Here is a 24,150-nt window from a genome sequence, read left to right on the forward strand (position 1 = left end):
CGTCCGTGCGATTCCACTACATCCACTACACTGAAAGGCAGCCGGGGCGCGGTTCCCGGATGGACGAAACAAAAGGAGCGTCATGGATAAGGCACAGCAGGATGCAATGAAGAAGGAAGCCGGCATCGAAGCGGCGAAGCTCGTCAAGAGCGGCATGATCGTCGGACTCGGCACGGGTTCCACGGTCCGCTTCCTCGTCGACGAACTCGGCCGCCGCAAGCAGGAGGAGGGCCTCGAGTTCATCGGCGTGACGACGTCGCGCCGCACGCAGGAGCAGGCGGAAGGCTACGGCATCAAGATCGTCAACATCGACGACGTCGACCACATCGACCTGTGCATCGACGGCGCCGACGAAGTGGACAAGAACTTCAACGGCATCAAAGGCGGCGGCGCCGCGCTGCTGTGGGAGAAGATCGTCGCGATCAATTCGGACCACATCGTCTGGATCGTCGACGCCTCGAAGCTCGTCGACGTCATCGGCAAGTTCCCGCTGCCGGTCGAGGTCATCCCCTTCGGCGCGATGCACGTCATCGAGCGCATGAAGGAGCGCGGCTACAAGCCGACGCTGCGCCTCGACGCCGACGGCAAGCCGGTGCGCACCGACGAGAACAACTACGTCGTCGACCTGCACCTCGAGCGCATCGACGACCCGGCGGGCCTGCACGAGGACCTCATCAACATGGTCGGCGTCGTCGAGGACGGCCTGTTCCTCGACATGGTCAACGAGGTCATCGTCGGCGACCCGAACGGCCCGCGCACGCTCGTCAACCCGAACAAGGCGTGAGCATCGCGTCGCGTTCGTCGATGGGAGAGCCTCGCCGGTAGGCGACTCCCTCGGTAAGCGGAAGGCCCGCAGCTGCTGCAGCTGCGGGCCTTCGTCGTCACGGGAATCGATGACGTGCGCCCGCGGCGGTCATGCCGCGGGCGCACGGGCGCTCACTCGCCGAGCGCCTTGTCGACGACCTGCGTGGCCTCGTCGAGGACGGCGTCGAGCGTCTCGGGGGAGACGAAGGACTCCGCGTACACCTTGTAGATGTTCTCGGTGCCGGAGGGGCGCGCCGCGAACCAGTTGTTCTCGGTGACGACCTTGATGCCGCCGATCGGCGCGTCGTTGCCCGGCGCCTTCGTCAGGATCGCGGTGATGTCCTCGCCGCCGAGCGTCGTGGCCGTGACGTCCTTCGCGTCGAGCTTGGCGAACTTCTGCTTCTGCTCGAGCGTCGTCGGCGTGTCGATGCGGCTGTACCAGCTTTCGCCGAAGCGCTCGACCTGCTCCTGATGGAGCTGCGCCGGGTTCTTGCCGGTCTTGCCGGTGATCTCGGCCGCGAGCAGGTCGGGGATCAGGCCGTCCTTGTCGGTCGTCCAGACGCGGCCGTTGAAGCGCAGGAAGCTCATGCCGGAGCTTTCCTCGCCGCCGAACGCGATCTCGCCGGTGAACAGCGGGTCGACGAACCACTTGAAGCCGACCGGGACCTCGACGACGCGCGCGTCGATCGACGCGGCGACGCGGTCGATGAGCGACGAGGAGACGAGCGTCTTGCCGACGCCGGTGCCCGCCGGCCAGTCGGGACGGTTGCCGCCGAACAGGTATTCGACGCAGACGGCGATGTAGTGGTTCGGGTTCATGACGCCCCAGTTCGGGCAGACGATGCCGTGGCGGTCGGCGTCCGGATCGGTGCCGCCGACGAGGTCGTACTTGTCCCAGGCGCCGGCGTTGAGCTCGTCGACGAGGCCCTTCATCGCATACTGCGACGACGGGTCCATGCGGATCTTGCCGTCGTGGTCGATCGTCATGAAGCGCCACGTCGGGTCGACCTCGGGGCGCACGACGCCGATGTTGAGGCCGTACTTCTCGTTGATGAGCGGCCAGTAGTTGACCGAGGCGCCGCCGAGCGGGTCGATGCCCAGGCGCACGCCGGAGTTGCGGATGACGTCGAAGTCGATGACGTTCTTGAGGTCGTCGACGTAGTGCTCGCGGAAGTCGAAGCGCTCGATGAGGTCCGATTTGATCGCCTGCTCGAAGGGCACGCGCTTGACGTTCCTGAAGTCGCCGAGCAGCTCGTTCGCGCGGTTCGCGATCGCGTTCGTCACCTCGGACGGCGCCGGGCCGCCGGTGACCGGATCGTACTTGAAGCCACCGTCGGTCGGCGGGTTGTGCGACGGCGTCACGACGATGCCGTCGGCGAGGTCGGCGCCTTCGAAGCGCTGCGTGCCGTCGGCCGCGCGGTTGTGCGTCAGGATCGCCTGGGAGACGACCGGCGTCGGCGTGAAGTCGTCGCGCGAGTCGACGCGCACGCGCACGCCGTTCGCGACGAGCACCTCGATCGCGGTCTTCCATGCCGGAAGGCTCAGCGCGTGCGTGTCGCGGCCGATGTAGAGCGGGCCGGTGACGCCGGCGGCCTTGCGGTATTCGGCGATCGCCTGCGTGATCGCGACGATGTGCGCCTCGTTGAACGAGGTCTTCAGCGACGAGCCGCGGTGACCGGAGGTGCCGAAGATGACGCGCTCCTCGGGGACCGACGGATCCGGGACGACGTCGTAGTACTTGCCGATGACTTCGTCGACGTTGATCAGATCTGCTTCAGTGGCGGGCATGCCCGCGTTAGGTGCAACCATACTTCCTTCATTCTGACGGGGACAACAGTTACTGCTCGATGCTGCAGGGCGTGGCCGCCGTGCAGACGCTGTGCCAGTTTAGCCGGTGGCAAAGAGATGAAATCGATTGCAGCGGCGCCAACGGCGGATTCGTGCGCGAAGGAGGCTGCGCCGGCGCGCGTTCAGTCCTTGGCGAGCGGCGCCTTGATCGGCGGGATCTGCGTCGTCGCGCTGATGCCGTCGTCGAGCGGCACGCGCACGAGCAGCGCCTCGCGGTCGACCGAGAACAGGATGTGGCGCGTCTCGGGCAGCATGTCGCCGTCGACCTGCGCCGGCACCGGCTTGTCGAGCATGACCTCGGCCTGCACGCCCTGCATCTGGTCGATGTGCGAATGCGTCGACAGCGGGCTCTGCGAGGCCTTGCCGGTGATCGTCTGGTGCACGACGTCGCCGAAGAGATTCGCCCAGCCGATGAGGCCGCCGTTCGTGTCGATCATCTCGAAATCGAGCAGGCCGTCGTTGAACGACGCGTCCGGCATCAGCGAGAACACCGGGATCTGGCCGCAGTTGCCGGCCATGAACGTGCGGAACTCGGTGTCCTGCTGCGTGAAGGTCTCGCCGTCGGGGCCCTTGATCGTGATCGACGCATGGTACTTCGGTGTGAACAGATGCTTCGCGCCGGAGATGAAATAGGCGAGCCAGCTGATGTTCTTCTTGAGCTTCGGGTCGGTGTCGTCGATCATCACGGCGTCGAAGCCGACGCCGGCGATGATCAGGAACGCGTGCGCATGGTCCTCGTCCGGGTCGTCGAGGATCCGCAGGCGGCCGACGTCGACGCGGTGCGAGCCGTGGGAGACGGCGATCGTCAGCGCGGCCTCGACGTCATCGAGAGGAATGCCCATGTTGCGCGCGAACAGGTTGCCGGTGCCGATCGGGATGATGCCCATCGCATGCCCGGTGCCGCCGAGCGCGGACGCGACCGTGCGCACCGTGCCGTCGCCGCCGACGGCGATGACGACGTCGGCGCCGCGCGCGAGCGCCTCCTTCGCGCATGCGCGTCCGTCCTTGTCGAGCTGCGTGTCGATGAACATGACCTCGGTCAGTCCCTTGTTCGCACAGTATTCCTTGATGCGTGCGCGCGTCGTCGCCGCGGTCGGCTTGGACGGGTTGATGATGAACGCGTAGTGGACCTGGTCGTCGCGGCGCTGCTCGAGCCGCTGCACGCGCCGGCGATGCATCGTGATGCGGATGGCGGCGATGACCGTGACGATGAGCGCGATGAGCGCGACCATCGTCGCGAGAATGATCAGTGTCTGTTGGTCCATGGCTCGCCCTCGCTTCTCCTCGCACGGCCGCCGGCGCCGCACCGATGGCGGCGTCCGCGCCCAGCTACCGGTTTCCCATCTTAGCAAGCGGTGCGCGCGGCGCCGCGGGACCCGTCCGCGCGCCGTGGAAAACCATCGGAAAAAACGACGGTCAGCTGTCGGCTTCGCGCATTACGCTTGAGCCATGCTCGATATTCAATTCATCCGTGAACACCCTGAAGTCGTCAAGGAATCCCAGCGCAAGCGCGGCGAGTCGGTCGAACTCGTCGACGAGGTCCTCAGAAGCGACGAGGTGCGCCGCACCTCGCTCAAGAAGTACGAGGAGGCGCGCGCCAAGCAGAAGGAGATCGGCAAGCAGGTCGCGAAGGCGGCCGCCGACGAGAAGGCCGCGCTGATCGCGCAGACGAAGGAGCTCTCCGAGCAGGTCTCCGCGTACAAGGCGGACGCGGACACGGCGAACGAACAGTACACCACGGCGATGTGGCAGCTGTCGAACATCGTCGAGCCGGAGGCTCCGGAAGGCGGCGAGGACGACTACGTCGTCGTCAAGAAGGTCGGCCAGATCCGCGACTTCGCAGCCGAGGGCTTCGAACCGAAGGACCACCTCACGCTCGGCGAGGGCGTCGCCGGCATCGACATGAAGCGCGGCGTCAAGGTCTCTGGATCGCGCTTCTACTTCCTGCGCGGCGACATCGCGCGCATGCAGATCGCGATGCTGACGATGGCCGTCGACCAGGCGCACGAACACGACTTCGTGCTCGCGATCACGCCGACGCTCGTGCGTCCCGAGGTGATGCGCGGCACCGGTTTCCTCAACTCGCACGCCGATGAGATCTACCGTCTGCGCGAGCCCGACGAGGACTACCTCGTCGGCACGTCCGAGGTCGCGCTCGCGGGCATGCACGAGGACGAGATCCTCGACCTGAGCCACGGCCCGCTGCGCTACTGCGGCTGGAGCTCGTGCTACCGCCGCGAGGCGGGCGCCGCCGGCAAGGACACGACCGGCATTATCCGCGTCCACCAGTTCGACAAGGTCGAGATGTTCGTCTACTGCAAGCCCGAGGACTCCTACGAGCAGCACAAGCACCTGCTCGCGATGGAGGAGGAGATGCTCGGCAAGGTCGAGGTGCCGTACCGCGTCATCGACACGGCCGCCGGCGACCTCGGCTCGTCGGCCGCGCGCAAGTTCGACTGCGAGGCGTGGGTGCCGACGCAGGGCCGCTACCGTGAGCTCACATCGACGTCGAACTGCACGCAGTACCAGGCGCGCCGCCTCAACATCCGAGAGCGCGTCGAGAACGGCACCGAGCCGGTCGCCACGCTCAACGGCACGCTCGCGACGACGCGCTGGCTCGTCGCGATCATGGAGAACCACCAGCAGAAGGACGGCTCGATCGTCGTGCCGAAGGCGATGCGTCCCTACATGGGCGGCAAGGAGGTCATCGAGCCGACGACGTGGGAGGCGTGACCTTCGCGTCGGCGACGTGATGATGCGGCGAGGCGCATGGACGGCGGCCCCGCGTCGGGAACGACGCATGGTATACTGGTCGTCCGTGCGCCAAGCACATTGGATAGGTGTCCGAGCGGTCTAAGGAGACGGTCTTGAAAACCGTTGACGCGCAAGCGTCCGCGAGTTCGAATCTCGCCCTATCCGCCTGATTCCAAGGGTTCCGGGAGTTCATCCCGGAACCCTTTTTTCGTTTGCTCCCGTATGCCGTGTTACGGCCGTGTGTCCGCGGACGGGGTCGCGGGCCGGTTCCGTAACCAACCGAAAACATCGCGATTACGTAAGTGAGCGGCTGCTCATTTATCTTCCCGGATATCCGGCACGATTCGATGCCGAAGCAGAACACCGCATCCGACACCCACGATGGAGGCAATGCATATCGACGATTCGTGAGCATATCCGCTCCGTTCCCGACCGAAAGAAGGCGACGATGACCGCATCATCCATATCCGCACCATGCGCGGACGCCAGTGTGCGTCCGGTCCAATCCCCAATCAGCTCCGCCGCTCCGTCTGCATCCGCGGGGACGAAGCACGGCGGCCCCGGCACGCCGGCGATCACGATGATGGTCGTCGCCGCGGCAGCGCCGCTCACCGTGCTCAGTGGCGGCACGCCGCTCGGCATCCTCAACGGCAACGGCGCCGCGTTCCCGGTGAGTTTCGTCGTCGTCGGCGTCGCGTTGCTGCTGTTCTCGATCGGCTTTGCGGCGATGGGTCGTCATGTGACCGGATCGGGCGGGTTCTTCGACGCGATCGGCCGCGGCATCCATCCGGTGCTCGGTCTCGGCGCATCGACGCTTGCGCTGTTCACCTATGCGATGATCCAATCGGCCATCTACTGCTTCCTCGGCATGCAGATCGCCACATGCATGGCGTCGATGACCGGGCTGTCGTTGCCGTGGTGGGTCTGCTCGCTTGTCGCCGCGGGCGTCGTCGGCGTGCTCGGCTACCGCAACATCGCGATGAGTGCGAAGGTCGTCAACGTGCTCATCGCCGGCGAGATCGCCGTCGCCGTCGTGCTGTGCGTCGCGATCTTCGCCCGACATCTGCCGCTCGGTATCGATTTCGCGGCCACGTTCTCCCCGTCCGTCTCGCTCGAGGGCGCGCCCGGCGTCGCGATCATCTTCGCGATCGCGAGCTTCGTCGGATTCGAATCGACGTCGATCTATCGCGCCGAAGCGAAGAACCCGGACGTGACGGTGCCGCGCGCCACCTATGTCGCCGTCGTCTTCGTCACGTTGCTCTGCCTCGTCTCGTCGTTCGCAATCGTCGTCGCTTGGTGCTCGGACGGAGATGTGGACGCGGTCGCGCTCGCCGCCGGCGACATGTTGCAGATGACCGGCGCGAAATACGTGGGCGGCTGGTTCGCGAACGTGATCAGCGCGCTCATCATCACGAGCCTGTTCGCCGCCGTCGTCTCCTTCCACAACGTGCTCGCGCGCTACCTGCGCTCGATGGCCGACACCCACGCGTTGCCGGCCGCGCTGGGACGCCTGCATGCGCGGCACCATTCGCCGACCGTCGCGTCGCTCGTCGTATCCGCGATGTCGACGGTGATCCTCGCCTGCGTCGGCGTCGCCGGTCTCGATCCGTTCACGCAGGTGTTCTCGTGGTTCTCCGGCGCCGCCGTCCTCGGTTTCGTCCTGCTGCTCGTGCTCGCATGCCTTGCCGTCGTCGTGATGTTCGTGCGTCGCGCCGATCTGCGCGCCAGGGAGGGCGTCCTCAAATCGGTCGTCGCGCCGGCGGCCGGCGTGCTGCTGCTCGTCGCGATCCTCGTATGCGCCGTCGTGTATTTCCCCGGACTCGTCGGCGAGGCGACCTTCGGCGTCACCTGCGGCACGCTCGTCGTCTGCACATGCGTCTCGCTCGTCGTCGGCGTCGTCGAGGCGCTCGTCATGCGGGCGCGCCGGCATGACGCCTACCGTGTGCTCGAGGCGGCGGTCGTTGGCTGAGCCTCCCATCCGCCGCGCGGTCGGGGCCGTCTTCCATGATGTTCTGGAAGGCGGCCCCGACCGCATGTTCGCGTACGATGGTGGACGCGGCCGCATGCCGACGGAAGGGTCAAAAGGGAGGACAGCGATGCCGAAGGTCGTCGACCACGAACAACGCCGACAGCAGATCGTGGACACGTTCCTGACGCTCGTCGAACGCGGCCGCGGGCTCGAAGCCGCGTCCTCGCGCGCGCTTGCCGCCGAGCTCGGCGTCTCGAACAGTCTGCTGTGGCGGTATTTCAAGGACATGGATGCGATCGTCGAACGCGCCTACCGCGAGGTCGTCGCGCACACCAACGCGCGAATCGAACGGGGCATCGCCGGCAGGCACGGTCTGGATGCCGTCCATGCGCTCATCGACGAGCTCATGCCGGTGACGGATGCGTCGAAGGCGGAGGCGTGCGTCGTCGTCGCGTATTGGGCGGCGAAGACGCGCGACGGACACTCGTATGTCGAACCGCACGACTGCTGGCGCACGAAGCTCGTCGCCTTCCTCGAGGAGGCGCGCGGGATGGGGCAGGTCGCCGACGACTGCCCGGCGCGGGTCCTCGCCGATGCCGTCGTCGACATCGTCGACAAGGCGCAGGTCGAGTATGTCATGGCCGGTGACGACCGTCTGGCGCTCGAGGCGCGCGACCTCGCGCGCGCCATCGTGCGGCTGCACTGAGTTGCAGTCGTCGCATGCGATATATAAGTGAGCGTGCGCTCAAGTAACAGAATCGACATCTATGATCGTTGCTGGAAACATAAGTGAAATCGTCCGGAAAATCTCGATGTTTTAAAGTGAGCACACGCTCACAAACAAGAAACGGAAGGATTTGACCATGACTGCCGCATCCGAACTGTATCCGGGATTCATCAGCCTCGACGAGGCCTTCGACCTGACCGAGGACCAGGTCAAGGACATGCAGCTCAAGCATATGAACGAGTACCGCACGAAACTCGGCCTCGCCGGTGGACTGACCTTCGACATCAAACGCGCCGAGGGTTGCTATATCTGGGACGCGGAGGGCAACAAGCGACTCGACTTCATCGGCTGCGTCGGCGTCTATCTGCTTGGGCACAACAATCCGTTCATCGTCGAGAACGTGCGCAAGTACCTCGCCACGAAGCCGCTGACGATGGATCCGCTTGCGCTCAAGCCGATCACGGCGGCCTTCGCACATGACATGGCGCTCGTCACGCCGGAACTGACCCGTACGATCGTCAACGGCGGAGGCGGCGCGGAAGCCGTCGAAGCCGTGCTCAAGCTTGTGCGCATCGCCGCGGGGCGCAATCATCCGGAGCGCAAGCGCATCGTCTCGACGCTCAACTCCTTCCACGGCAAGACGCTCGGCGCCGTCAGCGCCGGCGGCAAGGACGTGTGGCGCCGTTGGCAGCCGGTCATCTCCGACCACACCTATGTGCCGTACGGCGACCTCGAGGCCGTCGAGGAGGAGTTCAAGAAGGGCGACGTCATCGCGTTCATCGCCGAGACGATCCAAGGCGAAGGCGGCGTCGTCGTGCCTCCGGACGACTACTTCCCGACGATCCGCCGCTTGTGCGACGAGTACGGCGTCTACATGATCATGGACGAGGTGCAGGCCGGCTTGTGCCGCACCGGCTACGTCTGGGCGCATCAGTACTACGAGGGACTCGTCCCGGATGCGTTCACCTTCGCGAAGGGCATGAGCGACGGCGTGCTGCCGGTCTCGGGCATCCAGGTCAAGGACAGCCTGTATCGGGAGGCCTACGGATCCTACGACAGCGCGATGATGCATACGGCCACCTACCAGGACAACAACATCTCGGCGGCCGTCGCGCTCAGTGCGTTGCAGTACATGATCGAGCACGACGTGGCGGGCCAGGTCCGCGAGAAGAGCAAGTACATCTTCGCCAAGCTCGAGGAGATCCACCAGAAGTATCCGGACGTCATCGCGGAGATCCGCGGCCGCGGCTTCATGATTGGCCTCAAGTTCGGCGTGGACGCCGACGGCGTCGGCTATGCGAACCGCGTGGCCGCCGTCATGGCGCAGAAGTACCACGTGCATACGATGACGTCGACGAACGACGACACGATCCTGCGCGTCTATCCGAACATTACGACGACCGAGGCGGATTTCGACTGGTTCATCGACGCCTTCGACAAGGCGGTCAGGGATGTCGTCGGCACGAAGGCCTGAGCCTCACGTAGCCCTGTGCAAACGGCGGGCCGTCCGCGGAGTCCATTTTCCGCGGACGGCCCGCCGTTTGCACATGCAAGGTCTCATGAGCCGATGAGGCCGAAGAAGTCGGCGAGCGCCAGCGCGAGCAGCACGCAGACGGACAGCATGCCGATGATCCAGCTGTGACCGCGTGCCATGCGGTATTCCTTGCGCGGGAGGTCGTGGTCGGCGTCGCGCGGGTCGAGTTCGCCGGGGCCGTAGAAGAAATACAGGCGGATCCACAGCCAGCACAGCATCGCGATCGCGATGAACGCGCCGATGCGCAGCGCGACCCATCCGGCTTCGAGCGTCGCCGCATCGTCCTCGAGTTTGAGCGCGGCGCGCGCGACGAACGCGAAGTAGGCGAGGAAGCCGCAGGTGAGCGTCGGCGTGAGGATGATGTTGCCGATGATGAGCGCCCTCGACTGCGCCGTATACCGGTGCACGAGCGTATGCCCCTTGCGCCCCGGTGATTCGGCGTCGCAGTGGTGGCGGCGCAGGAACGTGATCAGGCAGCAGATGACGACGATGAGCCACAGCAGGACGACGAGCAGGGCGACGACGAGCACCTCGAGCAGCGAATGGATGCAGCCGGGCCTGACGCTGGCCGGGACCGCGAACTCTTGGAACGGCTGCGCGCCGGCGATCGGCGGTGTCGTCCAGTCCGTCGCCGTCGCGCCGGCGGCCACCGCGTTCACCCAGTCCTCAAGGTTGTGCGTGTAGTGCTTCTCGAGCTGCAGGCCGGGCAATGACAGCGACGAACCGGTGCGCATCTGGTGGTTCGTCGGGTAGTAGCGCACCGTCACGTTCTCGTTGCCGACGTCATGGGCGTCGCGGATGAGCTGCTGCGCGCCCTGCTCGCACGGCATCGACGGGTCGCGTGTGCCGTAGTTGACGAGCAGTGGCATCGTCAGGTTGTGCCGGTAGGCGGCCGCGTCGAAGTCGGCGTAGTTGAGGCCGAAGGGGGCGAAGTCGAGGCTGATGAGCTTCGGGATGATGCCGATGACGCCGCTCGGCGCGCCGATGATGTTGAGGTATTGCGTCGCCGCCATCGCCATCTGCTGGCGGGGGGAGAACACCGGGGCGGAGGTCAGGATCGCGAACGCGATGTCCTTGTCCCGATCCGCCATCAGCGTCGCGATCCAGGTGCCTTCCGATTCCGCGTAGATGCCGGCCTTCGCGGCGTCGACGCCCGGCCATGCGCGCAGCGCGTCGAGGCCGGCGAGATAGTCCTCGGCGTTCGACAGGTAGTCGCGCGACAGCGGTGTGTAGTTGTCGAGGCGCTTGTCCTGCACGAGCGTCGTGATGCCGGCCGACGCCATCGCGCCGGCGATGTCGCCGTAGACCTCGGAGGCCTTGCCGGTGCCGGCGCCGTGCACGAAGGAGCATGCGGGGCGCCCCTTCGGCGCGCCGATTGGCTCGCGCACGATCGCATCGACGGTCCTGCCGCCGCTGATCCTGAGCCGAATCTTCGATTCCTTGACTTTGTAGGTGCCTTCCTGGGGCGTCGTGATGCCATCGGCGGCGATCGCGGTGTCGGACGTCGAGACGGTGATATGCGCGCTGAGCGGTTCGATGCGCCATGGCGGCATCATCAACGCGCTCACGCCGAGGAAAAACGCGAGTGTGACCGTCGATGCGACAAGCGTCCATGCGAATTGCTTCCAGAAATGCTGCACGGTTCCTCACTGTATCGTCAGGCTTGCCGATTCTTCGGCGCAAAGCTCAAATCGCGTCCGCATCGGCGTGCCTGCCTCCCTGTCGATCGCGTGGCGAACCGCCTTGCACCTGTTCCGCTTCGTCAAGGGAGCCGCTGCCCGCCAGCCGCATCGTCCATGCCACCGTCAGCTGCGTGAGATTGCCGCCCTGCGCCTGCAGCCGCATGACGAAATCCTCGTACAACCCCAATGTGCGTGGCGAGTAGGTGCCCAATTCCCCGCGCAGATACGTCTCGTACGAAGTCTGTTCGCCGGTGTCCTGATCGCTCGTCAGCACACGCATGTTCGCGCCGATGTGGGGGAAACGCGTGGTGAAGTCGCGCGCCCAGTCGAGCTGACATGCCACGATCCGCTCCTGCCGAGCGACGCGCGCGTCGTCGAGCGCCGGGATATACGGGGCGATGTCGCGCCGGTAGCGTTCCGGGTCGGTCGATGCCATCATGCGTGCGTATTTCTCCTCGACGAGGTTGCGGCCCCGATGTTTGGCGTCGACCAGATCCTGCAGATACGACCTGATGAGCTCGATCGGCCACGGCATGAACTGGCTTGTGCGCATCAGCGCGAACATCGGCCAGTTGCCCTGGCAGGCGGCACGGCCGCCTTCGTTCGTCGTGCGCTGGAACATGTTCCATTCATGCCGCACGATCTGCTCGACGAGCGCCGTGCGTTCGTCGTCCGGCAGCGAGCCGTCGTCCTGCGTCGCATCATGTGCTTGCGTCATCATGGCTCCGTTTCTGATGTGGTCATATCCGATGTGGTCGTGCCATGCGGCCGTCACAGGCTGTGCAGGCATGGCGAGGGGTCGTGGATGTGCGCCTCCACATACGGGCGCTGCCATTCGAGGAAGTCGGCGTCTGAATCGGTCAGGCCCTGCCGTTGCAGCTCCTCGACGATCTGCGCGCAGATCGCCTCGATCGTGCGCTCGACGGTCTCGATATGCGGCGCGGCGCCGGAGCCGCCTTCGCCGAAGCCCGCACCGCCGAAGCAGGCGGCCGACGAGCGGCGCAGCAGCGCCTCGAGCTCGTCGCACACGCCGGCCAATCGCATGCCGGCGCGCCGGCTCAATGCGCGCAGCGCGGCGAAACGCCACTTGTAGTACGGCGCATAGCCGACCGTCACCGGATTGTTGAGCAGGAACACAAGCGAGGAGACGGCCATCGTGAACTCGTCGATGCACAGCCACGCTGCCGCGCCGTCGCCGCGCGCGAGCATGCGCGGCACGTTGTACTGGCCGGCCTGCGCGATCATCCCCAGACGCCGCGAGATCCATGCGAGCCGCACGTCGTCCGGCATCATCCTGAACGACTGGCGCGCCTTCGAGAACGCGCCGAACGGGTCGGCGAAGACGCGCCCGTTCGTCGCGTTCGCCAACGTGGCCTCGTCGAGCATCATCCAGCGATGCGGCTCGTCGGCGCCCGGCGCGCTCGCGTATCCGGTGAGCGCCGTGAAGAAGCCGCCGATCGGGAACACGCCGTCGCGCCGGCCGCCGCCGGACGCGCGCGGCGTCGTGGCGGAACGCGTGACGCCGTCGAACTCGCGCGGCAGCGCCTCGTAGTCGCGCTGCAGCTGCTCGCCGATCCTCGCATAGTCGTCGTCGGTGAGCCACAGGCAGAAGCGCGCGCCGAAGTCATGGTCCTCGGAGAGCGCGTCGTCGAAGCCGAAGCATTCCGAACCCGGGCCGACGAGACCCGCCGCGATGCGGCCCACGTAGTCCGGATAGCGTTCCTCGAGCATCGGCCTGCCGTAAGCGAGCCAGAAATCGCGGGCGAGCTGCAGGCCGCTGCGACGCGGAGAAGCGGCCGCGTCGGACGGCGCCGTGCTGGATGATGCCTCGGATGCCTGGGTCATGGTGCCTGCCGCGCCGCTGCCCGTCGCGTCGTTCGTTGTACCGCTGCCTGCCATGCCGGCGGACTGCGGGTTCTCGTCCCGCGCGTTCGCCGCGGCTTCGCCAGCCGACGCGCCGGCCGCGCGCAGCGCCTCGCGCGCCTTGCCGAGATTGGCTTCGGTGACGCGGTAGTAGTCGGTGTGCTCGCCGTAGCATGCGCCGATGATGGCGAGCGCGCGTTCGTAGCGTGTGACGGCGCCCGTGAAATCGCCGCATGCGAACGCCACCTGTGCGGCCGTCGCGAGCGCCGATGCGTAGTGCGCGCTGCCCTCGGCGTCGGCGGCGCGGTAAATCGCCAGCGCCCGTGAGGCGCATGCGCGCGCCTCGTCAAGCGCCGCGGATGTCGTGTCGGCGTCGTTGTCGCCCGCCGTCGCCTCGGCGAGCAGCGCGAGCGCGAGGTTCGCGCAGGTGGAGGCGACGTCGACGTCGGTGTCCGGGTCGGGGCTGCCGTGTTCGAGGATTGCGAGCGCCTCGCGCAGTTCGGCCACGGCCTGGGCGGGACGGTCGGTTTCGCCGTAGAGCATCGACAGGTTGTTGTGTAGCGCCGCGAGCCGTCGGTCGTCGGCGTCGTAGACATGGTCGGCGCAGTCGAGCGCCTGACGGTAGAGTTCCTCGGCCTGCTCGTAGTTGCCGGCGGCGCGCTGCGACGTGGCCGCGTTGATGAGCGTCGTCGCCCATGCTTCGGTGCCTTCGAGTCCGAGGCGCAGCGCGAGCTCGATCGCCCGCTGGATGATCCACTGGTTGTCCTTGTGGCGCGACTGCGAGCGGTAGAAGCCCATCGTCTCGTTGAGCACGGTGAGCAGGCCGGGAAGGTCGCCGGCGTTCTCGGCCAGGTCCATCGCGTCGAGCAGATAGGGTTCGGCCTTCGTGGCCGCTTCGTGGCGGGCGAAGATCGCGTCGAGGCCGTGCAGGAACTCGTCGACGTCGAATCCGGCGCCGTCATCGGCGACATTCGTATCGTTCATGTCGCCTGTGCCGTTCGCATCGCCTGTGCCGTCCGTTGTCGCGTCCGTCGTGTCGGCTTGCGCGAAGGGCGGCGCGACGCCTTCGCTGAACCGCGTCAGCTTCGCCAGCAGGTCGTCCTCGTCGTGCGCCATCGCAGCCGCCTTTCCGTCCGGGCGGCGCCCGCTGCGCCGCCGTCTCGCTGAGCACCATCGTAGGGCATCGGCCGTGGCACACGCCGTCGTCGCGATCGCCTTGTGCGAACGGATGTTCGAATCGTATGCCGTGTCGCGCGCCTGCGCAATCGCTCAGACGATGTGGCGGTCGGCGGCCCACAACGTCAGTTCGTTGCGGTTCGACAGCTGCAGCTTGCGCAGCACCGAGCTGACGTGCGTCTCGACGGTCTTCACCGAGATGAACAGTTCGGCGGCGACCTCCTTGTACGTGTAGCCGCGCGCGATGAGGCGCATGACCTCCTGTTCGCGCGTCGACAGGCGGTCGAGCTCGCTGTCGTGCACCTGCCGGTCCGCGCCGTCGTCGGCGGCCGGCGGCGCGCCCTGGAAGGCCGAGAGCACGAATCCGGCGAGCTTGGGGGAGAAGACCGCGTAGCCGTCGGCGACCTGCTCGATCGAATGGATCAGCTCGTTGCCGGTGATCGTCTTCGTCACATAGCCGCGCGCGCCGGCGCGGATGACGGCGCCGACGTCCTGCGCCGAATCGGAGACCGACAGCGCGAGGAACGCCGAATCGGGGGACAATGGCCGCGACTTCGTCAGGATCTCGGCGCCGCCTCCGCCCGCACCTCCCGGCACATGCACGTCGAGCAGCACGACGTCCGGCTGCGTGTCCGCGATCATCATCACCGACGATTCGACGTCCGCCGCCTGCCCGACGACGTCGAAGGTCGGCGCGAGCGTCGCGATGACGCCCGCCCTGAACATCTCATGGTCGTCGACGACGGCGATGCGCACCCGCGGCCGCGACGACCCGTCCTGTTCGCTCATGCCCGTTCCTTTCCCTCATCCGGCGCCGCATGCGCGCCGTCCGGCGCGGCGATCGGCATGTGCATGCGCACCTCGGTGCCCCATCCGGGCCTCGAGACGATCTCCACGCTGCCACCGCGCCTTCTGATCCGTCCGATGATCGACTCGCGGATGCCGAGCCGTTCGGGCGGCACGTCCTCCATGCTAAAGCCGCCGCCGTGGTCGCGCACGAACACCTCGACGAGCGTGTCCGACGCCTCGCAGTACACGGAGACCGGTTCGCCGCCGTGCGTCACCGCGTTGACCATCGCCTGCGCGGCGGCGTCGAGCAGCGCGTCCGTCTGCGCGCTTGGCCGCGCGTCGCCGACGGTGACGACGTCGATCGGCCTGCCGTGGCTGTCCTCGATCTGCGCGGCGATCTGCGTGAGCCCGGCGTTGACCGAGCGGTCCGAGGTCTTGCGCTCCTGATAGAGCCAGCTGCGCAGCTCGCGCTCCTGCGAGCGTGCGAGCGTGAACACCGTCTGCGGTTCGTTCGCATGCAGCTGGATCAAGGCGAGCGTCTGCAGGACGCCGTCGTGCAGATGCGCCGTCATGTCGGCGCGCTCCTCCTCGCGTTCCTTGAGCGCGCGTTCGTTCGTGAACCCGCGCATCAGCGCCATGATCCACGGCGTGAGCGTGCCGATGACGGCGAACACGAGCAGCAGGCCGCTGACGAGGCTGCGCGCGAGCGTGACCTCGTGGTGCGCGAACAGCGGCTGCACAAGGAAGACGACGTAGGCGACGAATTCGAGCGCGACGCCGATCGCCGTCGTCGTGATCTGCCCGCGCGGCGCGTTGTAGCGCATCCAGGCGACGCCGAGGCCGACGACGGCGAGCACGGCCGGCAGGAAGGCGCCGGTGCGCGACGCGGCCATGTTGACGACGACCGTGCAGGCGATGAGCAGGACGCCGAGCGACGCGAACAGCGCCGGCTTTGACGCCTCGTCGAACAGCTGCTTGAGGCTTTCGCCGCTGATCGCCGGCGGCGCCGACCCCAGTCCGGTGTAGTCGGCGACGCCGGCGACATTGCCATGTGCGGACGGCGTCCCCGGGTTCACGTTGCCTTTCGCGAGCGGCGCGTCGCCGGCGTGCGCGGCCGCGGCGATGCGCCGAGCCTCGGCCTCGGGGTCGCCGGCCGGAATCAGCAGCCACAGCGCCACATAGGCGGCGAAGCCCACGCCGTACAGCGCGCACAGCGCGACGAAGGCGAGCCGCACCCAGAACACATGCACGCCCAGATGCATGCTGACGCCGCGCGCGACGCCGGCGATCCAGCGTCCCCTGCGCGGCCGCATCAGCGGCAGCCGCGCCGGATGCAGCGGACGGAAGTCGTCCGCCGTGCCGGCCGCCGCCGGACGCACGGCGGCGCTTGACGTCGAAGAGGTGTCGTACATGCCTCCATTGTGCCGCCGTTCAGGAAGAAAACCGAGGGTCCGGGCGAGGAATCAGGAGGAAATCAGGGTGTCCCCTGAGGGTTTTGACGCCTTCGGGCTGCTGTAATGGAACCATGAGCAACACACAGTACGACCCGAGGCCGCAAGGGCAGCCCGGTCAGCAGGGTCAACCGCAATACGCTGCCCAACCCCAGCCGGCCGCGCAGAAGCCGGAGGCGAGCTTCTTCCGTTGGATCCGCGAAAGCCGCGTCGAACGCACGAACGACCGCGTCATCGCCGGCGTGTGCGGCGCGATCGCCCTCGAACTCGGCTGGAACGTGACGCTCGTGCGCGTCCTGATGGTCGTCGCGTTCTTCCTCGGCGGCTTCGGCGCCGTGCTCTACGGCATCTGCTGGCTGCTGCTGCCGGACGAGCTCGACCACCGGATCCTGCTCGAGGAGGTGATCGACGGCCACTGGGACTGGTCCTTCGTCGGCGTCATCCTGTGCATCCTCATCGGCGGGTTCAGCGGCTTCGGCTTCCTGTGGTGGGGGTCGTGGAGCGTCAACATGGGTGCCTTTCTGTTCGCCGCGCTCGCGTTCTTCCTGCTCGTGGACAACGGCCGCCGCCGCTTCGCCGTGCGCGGCGCCGCCCAGCCTGGCAATCCGCCGACGACGCCTCCGGCGAACATGCCGTACGGCGGCGCGATGCCGCAGCAGCCGGCGGCGAACGGCGCCGCGTACGCCGCGGCCGCTCCGGCCGCCGGTGCGGCGCAGCCCGACCATCCCTTTCGCCCCGACATGTATATGAGCGGCGACGCGCCCGTCGACACGGCGCCCGATATGCCGTCCGCGGCGCCGGCGTACGCGGCCGCCCCGCAGCCGGCCGCTCCGCAGCCGAACGTGCCGCCGACCTACGTCGCGCCGCCGTCGCGTCCGGCGCCGGTGAAGACCATGCGTCGCAAGCCGGCCGGACCGATGCTCGTCCTGCTCGTGCTCGGCCTGCTCATCGTCTCGATGGCCGTCTGCTCCTTCGCCGTGAACAACACGTCGCTCGTCAGCACGATGCAGCCGGGCGTGCTCTATGCGGGCGCCGTCTGCGTCGTGCTCGGCGTCGTCATCATCGTGCTCGGCTGCGCCGGACGCCGCACCGGCGGCCTGCATCCCTTCGCCTGGATCGCGATGTTCGTCGCCGTCTGCGCGATGGCGGTCGGCGGCGCATGGACGGCCGTCAACGTCTACAAGAACGGTATCGACGGCGACTACACGCCGATCAGCGTCGCCGGCGGCAACGTCGAGCTGACGTCGTCAGCCGATGATTGGAGGAAGCTCGAACGCGGCATCGCCGTCACCGGCGACGACTACCGCCACGACCAGCTGAGCGTCAACCTATCCGGCACGAAGAAGCACACGGTGTGGCTCAACGACGGGCATCCGGGAACGAGCACCTGCCCGACCGGCCATATCCCGATGACGGTGACAAACGCGCGCGTCATCGTGACGATCCCCGACGGCTGCTCGTGGAAGTTCGCAAGCGGCGACGCGACCTATCCGACCGACATGGTCGGCGGCCCGTACACCTTCATGTCGCGCGGCAGCGGCCTCGCCGACGTCGACGTCGTCGGTTGGGACAACGAGAACATCGTCGGCTACACGCATGTGAGGATGCCCGGCATCGAAGTCGAGGTCGGCGATCCCGACGACAGGACCGATGTCGTCGACGAGGACGCCGACGACGAAGACGACGCCGATGACGAGTCGACCTGGGTCGACACCGACGACATGTACTTCACATCGCGCAGGATGGCCGATCTGTGCACCGGCGTCAGCGTGACGAAGGGCAAGGTCGACCTCGCGTCGGCCGCGAACGCGCAGATGAAGCAGCTCATCGAGTCCGACCGCTACTGGCCGTGCGCGGCGAGCGCCGACAAGGCGCCGAAGGAAGCCGAACTCGTCATCGAACCGAACGTGCTCATCTCGGGCGGCGTCTCCGTACGCTACGCCTCGCAGCGTTGAGCGAATCAGGAAACGGAAAACGACATGAACAACGCAGATCACAACATGCGCGATGACGACACCGAGGTCATCGCACGGCAGGACACGCCGTCGCCGGACGACGCGACGACCGAGATGGACGTGCCGCTGAGCGAACGTTTCGCCGAATTCGACGCTGACGACGCTCCGGCGCCCAACGACGGCGACATGCGGGAGATGCCGATGCAGACGGCGGCCGACGAGACGACCGTCGTCATCGAACGGGCGGCCGTCGACGAAACGGCGCCGACGGCCGTCATGCCGCGGCAGGGCGCCGCCGACATGACGCGGCCGCTGCCGACCGGCTGGTCGTGGTCGTCGCAAACGGCGGACGACGTCGCCGACGTGACGACGGACGACACGGGCGCCCCGACGACGGACGACACGGAAACGACGGACGACACGACGACGCTCGACGCGACCGTCATCGCCGACGACGACGCGACGCAGGGCGCTGCCGACGCGACGTCGGACGGTACCGGCACGCCGCCGTCCGGCGCCGTGCCGATGTACAGCGCGCCGCAGCCGCCCGAAGCGCCGAAGGCCGTGCGGCCGAGCGGCGCCAGCGTCGGCACGATCGTGTTCGGCGTCGTCGTCACGATCATCGGCGCATTGACGATCCTCGTCGGCTCGACGATGAACAGCGGCCTGCTCGACTCCATCGACTGGCGCGGGCTCGTCAACTGGACATTGATGGGACTCGGCGTGCTGCTCAGCGTCATCGCGATCGTCTGGGGCATCGTTTCCCACATGCGAAGCCGCCGCCACGACGCGGCCGGCCGCGACGGACGCTGAGACGACGATATCCGTAATCACGACATCATTCGACGAAAGGAGACGACAGGGACCCATCACTCGACGCACGGCGCCGCGGCACTTCGCTTTTCCAGTTACCCCATTACCCGTGGCCGCGGCCGACTCACACGAACGCCGCCTCCGCCCGTCCCGCGCGCCAAGCGCGGAAAACGGCAGGGGGGGGGCGGCGTTCCGCGCGCTACAGTGGCAGCAGAACAAGGCCGCGCGAGGCCGACGTCGCGCGGCGGACTGCAGATGACGGAAGGTGAGGTCGTGGCACAGACGACGAAGACATCCACAGCAACGGTGACGGGAGCATCAGGCGGCGCGCGGCATCTGTTCACGGCGCGCGACGTGACGGCGGTCATGCCCAGGCGCGGCGGCGGCGAGACGACGGTGTTCCAAGGACTCGAGTTCCATGTCGACGGCGGCGAGGTCGTCGACCTGACCGGACCGTCCGGCTCGGGCAAGTCGACGCTGCTCACCGCGTTTGCGCGCCTCAACGTGTACACGACCGGTTCGTTCGCGCTCGACGGCAAGGATTCCGACACGTTCACGCCGCAGCAGTGGCGCGTCAACGTCGCCTATCTGCCGCAGACGTCGACGCTCATCGGCGAGACGGTCGCCGACGCGATCCGGCTGCCGTGGACGCTCAAGGTACGGCAGGGCGAACGCGCGCACGAGCCGAAGGACATGCTCTCCGACGCGCACATCCGCGCGACGCTCGACCGCATGGGCTGCCGGGGCATCGACCTCGGCCGTGCGCCGCGCGACCTGTCCGGAGGACAGGCGGCGCGCGTCAGCCTCGCGCGCACGTTGCTGACGAAGCCGCGCGTATTGCTCGCCGACGAGGTCGACGCCGGACTCGACGAGGAGAACGCGGACAAGGTAGCCGACCTGCTCAAGCTCGCCGCGCACGAGGGCACGGCGGTCGTGCGCATCCGCCACCGCGCGCCGGACGGACGCGCGACGCGCATGATGGTGCTCAAGGACGGCGCATTGCGCGAGGTGCCGCTGCCGACGGCCGCGCAGGTCGCCGCGGCGCAGCGCGCCGACGTCGTCGACGGATCGGCGGACGATACTGCGGACGGCACGGCGGATGAGAAGGAGTGAGCTGATGGAATCGTATTTCGACATCGACATATGGGGACTCGTCGCGGCCGTCGTCATGGTGCTCGTCGCGGCCGCCATCTCGGCGCTGATGAAGACGGGCGTCGCCAAGTCGCTGATCTGGGCGACGGCGCGTTCGCTCGTGCAGCTGCTCGCGATGGGCTTCATCCTCGAATACGTGATCCGGCAGAACAACGTGTGGCTCGTCATCGGACTCATCGCGTTGATGCTGCTCGCGGCCGTGCAGATCACGATGGGACGTGCGACCGGCGCGCCGAAGGGACTCGTCGGCATCGTGCTGCTGTCGCTCGTCGTGACGATGCTGCTGATGCTCGCGATCGTCGCCGAACTCATCGTGCGGCCGAAGCCGTGGTATGCGCCGCAGCTCGTCATACCGCTCACCGGCATGCTGCTCGGCAACACCGTCAGCGCACTCGCGCTCGGCCTGAGCCGCTTCTTCGAATCGATGCGCGAACGGTACGCGGAGGTGAACACGATGCTCGCGCTCGGCGCCACGAAATGGGAGGCGGCGAAGCCGTCGATGATCTCGTCGATCCGCCTCGGCCTGCTGCCGTCGATCGCGATGCTCGCGTCGAGCGGCATCGTGACGATTCCGGGCATGATGTCCGGCCAGATCATCGCCGGCAAGAGCCCGGTGAGCGCGGCGAAGTACCAGTTCGTCATCCTCGCGGCGGTCGCGGCGCTGACGCTCGTCGCCGATTCGATCATCATCGCGCTGATCTACAAGCGCTGCTTCATCTCCTACGACCGCTACTTCGTGCCGGAGCCGGCGAAGAAGCTCAGCTTCAAGGACCTCGTGCAGCTGCACAAGTCCGTGCATCCGGGCGAGAAGCCCGAGGAAGCGCAGCGCGCCGCAGCCAAGGAGCAGCGCGCGCAGATGCGGTAGGGGCGCGGACGATCGGAAGTCGCCGCTGCGCTGCCGAAGCACGGCGGATAGATGGGGCCGGCGGGTGGGTTCGTCGGCCCCATCGACGTTCCGGGGACGGAAATGGGCCGGTTCGCGGGTGGGTTCGTCGGGGTCGCCGATGGGTCGGGACGCAACGGGTGGGGTTGTCGGCCCCATCGACGGTTTGGGACGGAAACCGGTTGGTTTTGCGGGTGGGTTCGTCGGGATCGCCGATGGATTGTTTCGCTGTGGGTGGTTCCGTCAACGGTGTCGATGGGTCGGGACGGAAACGGGCTGGTTCGCGGGTGGGTTCGTCGACCTGGTCGATGGATCGGGACGCAGCGGGTGGGTTCGTCGGCCGTGTCGACGGATCGGGACGCCAATGGACCTGTCTGAGGGTGGACTCATCGGCTTGGTCGATGGATCGGGACGGAAACCGGCCTGGTTGCGGGTGGGTTCGTCGAGGCGGTCGATGGGATGGGACGCGGAGGATGGACTGACGCCACCGGTGCGCGGATATGCGAAAAGCCTCACCCGAAGGTGAGGCTTTGAAGTGGTCGGGCTGGCGAGATTTGAACTCGCGGCCTCTTCGTCCCGAACGAAGCGCGCTACCAAGCTGCGCCACAGCCCGATGTTGCTTTCCGGCAACAGGTGACAGTTTACGCAATCGTGAAGGAATTGCAACTTCGGCGTGTCGCGCCGGTTGCGCGGTGGGAAAAGCGGGCGGCGCGCGTGTAGTGGCGGGCGGTTACACTGGTGCGCTATACCGAGCCCGCGCCGGCGCATATATGCGTGCCGCGGGTATCTGTGTGCCATGGGCGATGAGGGATTCGAATCCCCGGCATCCAAACGCACGGTGTGCGTCGGCGGATGCCGCGCCGATATCCGAGCGCACGGTGCGCGCACGCGTGTGGTGCAAGGACAAGAAGGACGAGAACGAGGACATGACCGAACAGAACACGAACAACGAACATGAAGCGCTTCCCGAGACGCCGGCCGACGAGACCGTCGCCGTCGAGGACGAGGAGGTCACGGCGCCGTCGATGAGCACCGTCGAGCGCGCCGAGCTGCTGCTCAGGCAGGACGAGACGATCACGCGCCGCATCGACGAGGGCGCGACGCTTGACGAGGCCATCGACCCGTCGAACAAGGAATTCGGCCCGCTCGCGCATCCCGAGCAGGTGCAGATGCGCGTCGCCAAGCGCGCGATGATGCTCAAGGACGGACTCAACCCATATCCGGTCTCGCTCGACGTGACGAGCACGATCGACGCGGTGCGCGCGAAGTGGGACGGCAAGCTCGAGCCGGGCGCCGAGACCGATGACGTCGTCGGCATCGCCGGCCGCGTCCTGTTCATCCGCAACGCCGGCGGCCTGTGCTTCGTGCAGCTCGCGGCCGGCGACGGCACGACGATCCAGGCGATGCTGTCGAAGAAGCAGATCGGCGCCGACTCGCTCAAGCTCTTCAAGCAGCTCGTCGACCTCGGCGACCATCTGTTCGTCAAGGGCCGCGTCATCGCATCGAAGACCGGCGAACTGTCGGTCTTCGCCGACGAATGGGCGATCGCGTCGAAGGCGCTGCAGCCGCTGCCGACGCTGCACAAGGAACTCAACGAGGACACGCGCACGCGCAAGCCGTACATCGGTATGATCGCCGACGAGAGGATCCGCAACATGGTGCGCAACCGCTCGAAGGCCGTCTCGTCGCTGCGCCACACCTTCGAGGAGCACGACTTCCTCGAAGTCGAGACGCCGATGCTCCAGACGATCCACGGCGGCGCAGCCGCGCGCCCGTTCACGACGCACATGAACGCCTTCGACCTCGACCTCTACCTGCGCATCGCGCCGGAGCTGTTCCTCAAGCGCTGCCTCGTCGGCGGCATCGACCGCGTCTTCGAGATCAACCGCGACTTCCGCAACGAGGGCGTCGACGCGACGCACGCGCCGGAGTTCACGATGGTCGAGGCGTATGAGGCCTACGGCAACTACGACACGATCGCCAAGCTCGTCAAGGAGCTCATCCAGAAGACGGCGATCGACGTCTTCGGCTCGACGAAGGTCACGCTGCTCGACGGCACCGAATACGACTTCGGCGGCGAATGGAAGCAGATGAGCATGTACGACTCGCTGTCCGAGGCGCTCGGCCAGCAGATCACGCCCGCCACGAGCGTCGCCGAACTCGGCGCGATCGCCGACAAGCTCGGCGTCGAACGCGACGAGGTCGAGAACCACGGCAAGCTCGTCGAACACCTGTGGGAGCACTTCTACGAGGACAAGCTCTACGAGCCGACCTTCGTGCGCGACTTCCCGGTCGAGACGTCGCCGCTCGTCAAGGCGCACCGTTCCAAGCCGGGCGTCGTCGAAAAATGGGACCTCTACGTGCGCGGCTTCGAACTGGCGACCGGATACTCCGAGCTCAACGACCCGATCGTGCAGCGCGAACGCTTCGTCGCACAGGCGAAGGACGCGCTCGCCGGCGACGAGGAGGCCTGCGACATCGACGAGGACTTCCTCGAGGCGCTCGGCGTCGGCATGCCGCCGGCGGGCGGCATGGGCATGGGCATCGACCGTCTGCTCATCGCGCTCACCGGAGCCACGATCCGCGAGACGATCACGTTCCCGCTCGTCAAGCCGCTCAACAGCTGAGCATCGATTTTTTTCCCCCCTCGGCGCGGCCGCCCTGCCGGTTGCCTTTGCATCCGGCAGCGCGGCCGCGCCGTCGGATGTGCGGCCGGCCGATTCTCGGACGTCCATAATCGACGGTGTCCT

Annotated in this window: 17 protein-coding genes and 2 tRNA genes; 11 read left to right on the forward strand and 8 right to left on the reverse strand. The window is 67.0% G+C overall.

Annotation, left to right across the window (positions count from 1 at the left end; all coding sequences use genetic code 11):
• Nucleotides 1–82: 82 nt before the first annotated feature.
• Complete coding sequence (rpiA, locus tag BcFMB_RS04665; protein WP_099721158.1) at nucleotides 83–784, forward strand: ribose-5-phosphate isomerase RpiA; 702 nt, start codon at nucleotides 83–85, stop codon at nucleotides 782–784.
• Nucleotides 785–936: 152 nt separating this feature from the next.
• On the opposite strand, the gene pgm is transcribed toward rpiA, so the two are convergent.
• Both pgm and BcFMB_RS04675 read right to left on the reverse strand, forming a co-directional pair.
• Nucleotides 937–2,613: a phosphoglucomutase (alpha-D-glucose-1,6-bisphosphate-dependent) gene (pgm, locus tag BcFMB_RS04670; protein ID WP_024540935.1), complete on the reverse strand. Its 1,677-nt coding sequence runs from the start codon at nucleotides 2,611–2,613 to the stop codon at nucleotides 937–939.
• A 161-nt stretch (nucleotides 2,614–2,774) separates the two neighbouring features.
• On the reverse strand, nucleotides 2,775–3,917 hold the full coding sequence (locus BcFMB_RS04675; RefSeq protein WP_099721159.1) for a diacylglycerol/lipid kinase family protein: 1,143 nt from the start codon (nucleotides 3,915–3,917) through the stop codon (nucleotides 2,775–2,777).
• A 184-nt stretch (nucleotides 3,918–4,101) separates the two neighbouring features.
• Here BcFMB_RS04675 and serS point away from each other — a divergent pair, with 184 nt between their 5' ends.
• The 5 genes from serS (at nucleotide 4,102) to BcFMB_RS04700 (ending at nucleotide 9,576) form a co-directional block, all read left to right on the forward strand.
• A complete protein-coding gene (serS, locus tag BcFMB_RS04680) occupies nucleotides 4,102–5,385 on the forward strand; it encodes a serine--tRNA ligase (protein WP_024540934.1) in 1,284 nt (427 codons plus the stop codon).
• A gap of 101 nt (nucleotides 5,386–5,486) precedes the next feature.
• Nucleotides 5,487–5,571: transfer RNA gene (locus BcFMB_RS04685), tRNA-Ser, on the forward strand.
• Nucleotides 5,572–5,854: 283 nt separating this feature from the next.
• On the forward strand, nucleotides 5,855–7,375 hold the full coding sequence (locus BcFMB_RS04690; RefSeq protein WP_099721160.1) for an APC family permease: 1,521 nt from the start codon (nucleotides 5,855–5,857) through the stop codon (nucleotides 7,373–7,375).
• A gap of 127 nt (nucleotides 7,376–7,502) precedes the next feature.
• Nucleotides 7,503–8,081: a TetR/AcrR family transcriptional regulator gene (locus BcFMB_RS04695; RefSeq protein ID WP_198405393.1), complete on the forward strand. Its 579-nt coding sequence runs from the start codon at nucleotides 7,503–7,505 to the stop codon at nucleotides 8,079–8,081.
• Between the two features lie 157 nt (nucleotides 8,082–8,238).
• Entirely contained in the window at nucleotides 8,239–9,576 is a 1,338-nt protein-coding gene (locus BcFMB_RS04700; protein ID WP_099721162.1) for an aspartate aminotransferase family protein, read from the forward strand.
• An 83-nt stretch (nucleotides 9,577–9,659) separates the two neighbouring features.
• On the opposite strand, the gene BcFMB_RS04705 is transcribed toward BcFMB_RS04700, so the two are convergent.
• The 5 genes from BcFMB_RS04705 to BcFMB_RS04725 all read right to left on the reverse strand — a co-directional run bounded on the left by BcFMB_RS04705 (nucleotide 9,660) and on the right by BcFMB_RS04725 (nucleotide 16,558).
• Nucleotides 9,660–11,276, reverse strand: coding sequence for an alpha/beta hydrolase family protein (locus BcFMB_RS04705; RefSeq protein ID WP_024540930.1), 1,617 nt, complete (start codon nucleotides 11,274–11,276; stop codon nucleotides 9,660–9,662).
• Between the two features lie 46 nt (nucleotides 11,277–11,322).
• Nucleotides 11,323–12,039 (reverse strand): DUF4125 family protein, encoded by a 717-nt coding sequence (locus BcFMB_RS04710; RefSeq protein WP_024540929.1) that lies wholly within the window; start codon nucleotides 12,037–12,039, stop codon nucleotides 11,323–11,325.
• Between the two features lie 50 nt (nucleotides 12,040–12,089).
• Nucleotides 12,090–14,297 carry a DUF4037 domain-containing protein gene (locus BcFMB_RS04715; protein ID WP_099721163.1) on the reverse strand — a complete coding sequence of 736 codons (2,208 nt, stop codon included), beginning with the start codon at nucleotides 14,295–14,297 and terminating at the stop codon, nucleotides 12,090–12,092.
• A 153-nt stretch (nucleotides 14,298–14,450) separates the two neighbouring features.
• The gene (locus BcFMB_RS04720) at nucleotides 14,451–15,146 is read right to left on the reverse strand and encodes a LuxR C-terminal-related transcriptional regulator (protein ID WP_099721164.1); all 696 of its coding nucleotides are present in this window, start codon (nucleotides 15,144–15,146) and stop codon (nucleotides 14,451–14,453) included.
• Complete coding sequence (locus tag BcFMB_RS04725; protein ID WP_099721165.1) at nucleotides 15,143–16,558, reverse strand: ATP-binding protein; 1,416 nt, start codon at nucleotides 16,556–16,558, stop codon at nucleotides 15,143–15,145. The genes BcFMB_RS04720 and BcFMB_RS04725 overlap by 4 nt, the downstream gene beginning before the upstream one ends.
• A gap of 113 nt (nucleotides 16,559–16,671) precedes the next feature.
• Between BcFMB_RS04725 and BcFMB_RS04730 the strand changes: the two genes are divergently transcribed.
• The 4 genes from BcFMB_RS04730 (at nucleotide 16,672) to BcFMB_RS04745 (ending at nucleotide 21,382) form a co-directional block, all read left to right on the forward strand.
• Nucleotides 16,672–18,552 (forward strand): PspC domain-containing protein, encoded by a 1,881-nt coding sequence (locus BcFMB_RS04730; protein ID WP_099721166.1) that lies wholly within the window; start codon nucleotides 16,672–16,674, stop codon nucleotides 18,550–18,552.
• A gap of 24 nt (nucleotides 18,553–18,576) precedes the next feature.
• Nucleotides 18,577–19,365, forward strand: coding sequence for a hypothetical protein (locus BcFMB_RS04735; protein WP_099721167.1), 789 nt, complete (start codon nucleotides 18,577–18,579; stop codon nucleotides 19,363–19,365).
• A gap of 366 nt (nucleotides 19,366–19,731) precedes the next feature.
• Nucleotides 19,732–20,478 carry an ABC transporter ATP-binding protein gene (locus BcFMB_RS04740; protein WP_232513908.1) on the forward strand — a complete coding sequence of 249 codons (747 nt, stop codon included), beginning with the start codon at nucleotides 19,732–19,734 and terminating at the stop codon, nucleotides 20,476–20,478.
• A 4-nt stretch (nucleotides 20,479–20,482) separates the two neighbouring features.
• Nucleotides 20,483–21,382, forward strand: coding sequence for an ABC transporter permease (locus tag BcFMB_RS04745; RefSeq protein ID WP_099721169.1), 900 nt, complete (start codon nucleotides 20,483–20,485; stop codon nucleotides 21,380–21,382).
• Between the two features lie 554 nt (nucleotides 21,383–21,936).
• Here BcFMB_RS04745 and BcFMB_RS04750 read toward each other — a convergent pair.
• A tRNA-Pro gene (locus BcFMB_RS04750) sits at nucleotides 21,937–22,013 on the reverse strand.
• Between the two features lie 313 nt (nucleotides 22,014–22,326).
• Here BcFMB_RS04750 and lysS point away from each other — a divergent pair.
• On the forward strand, nucleotides 22,327–24,027 hold the full coding sequence (gene lysS / locus BcFMB_RS04755; RefSeq protein WP_157775103.1) for a lysine--tRNA ligase: 1,701 nt from the start codon (nucleotides 22,327–22,329) through the stop codon (nucleotides 24,025–24,027).
• The last annotated feature ends 123 nt before the right edge of the window (nucleotides 24,028–24,150 follow it).

This window comes from Bifidobacterium choerinum, assembly GCF_002761235.1.
Lineage (GTDB): Bacteria > Actinomycetota > Actinomycetes > Actinomycetales > Bifidobacteriaceae > Bifidobacterium > Bifidobacterium choerinum.

Coding starts and splice junctions, on each gene's coding strand:
- rpiA (WP_099721158.1), top strand. CDS start 83: ATGGATAAGGCACAGCAGGATGCAATGAAGAAGGAAGCCGGCATCGAA.
- pgm (WP_024540935.1), bottom strand. CDS start 2,613: ATGGTTGCACCTAACGCGGGCATGCCCGCCACTGAAGCAGATCTGATC.
- BcFMB_RS04675 (WP_099721159.1), bottom strand. CDS start 3,917: ATGGACCAACAGACACTGATCATTCTCGCGACGATGGTCGCGCTCATC.
- serS (WP_024540934.1), top strand. CDS start 4,102: ATGCTCGATATTCAATTCATCCGTGAACACCCTGAAGTCGTCAAGGAA.
- BcFMB_RS04690 (WP_099721160.1), top strand. CDS start 5,855: ATGACCGCATCATCCATATCCGCACCATGCGCGGACGCCAGTGTGCGT.
- BcFMB_RS04695 (WP_198405393.1), top strand. CDS start 7,503: ATGCCGAAGGTCGTCGACCACGAACAACGCCGACAGCAGATCGTGGAC.
- BcFMB_RS04700 (WP_099721162.1), top strand. CDS start 8,239: ATGACTGCCGCATCCGAACTGTATCCGGGATTCATCAGCCTCGACGAG.
- BcFMB_RS04710 (WP_024540929.1), bottom strand. CDS start 12,039: ATGATGACGCAAGCACATGATGCGACGCAGGACGACGGCTCGCTGCCG.
- BcFMB_RS04715 (WP_099721163.1), bottom strand. CDS start 14,297: ATGGCGCACGACGAGGACGACCTGCTGGCGAAGCTGACGCGGTTCAGC.
- BcFMB_RS04720 (WP_099721164.1), bottom strand. CDS start 15,146: ATGAGCGAACAGGACGGGTCGTCGCGGCCGCGGGTGCGCATCGCCGTC.
- BcFMB_RS04725 (WP_099721165.1), bottom strand. CDS start 16,558: ATGTACGACACCTCTTCGACGTCAAGCGCCGCCGTGCGTCCGGCGGCG.
- BcFMB_RS04730 (WP_099721166.1), top strand. CDS start 16,672: ATGAGCAACACACAGTACGACCCGAGGCCGCAAGGGCAGCCCGGTCAG.
- BcFMB_RS04735 (WP_099721167.1), top strand. CDS start 18,577: ATGAACAACGCAGATCACAACATGCGCGATGACGACACCGAGGTCATC.
- BcFMB_RS04740 (WP_232513908.1), top strand. CDS start 19,732: ATGCCCAGGCGCGGCGGCGGCGAGACGACGGTGTTCCAAGGACTCGAG.
- BcFMB_RS04745 (WP_099721169.1), top strand. CDS start 20,483: ATGGAATCGTATTTCGACATCGACATATGGGGACTCGTCGCGGCCGTC.
- lysS (WP_157775103.1), top strand. CDS start 22,327: ATGACCGAACAGAACACGAACAACGAACATGAAGCGCTTCCCGAGACG.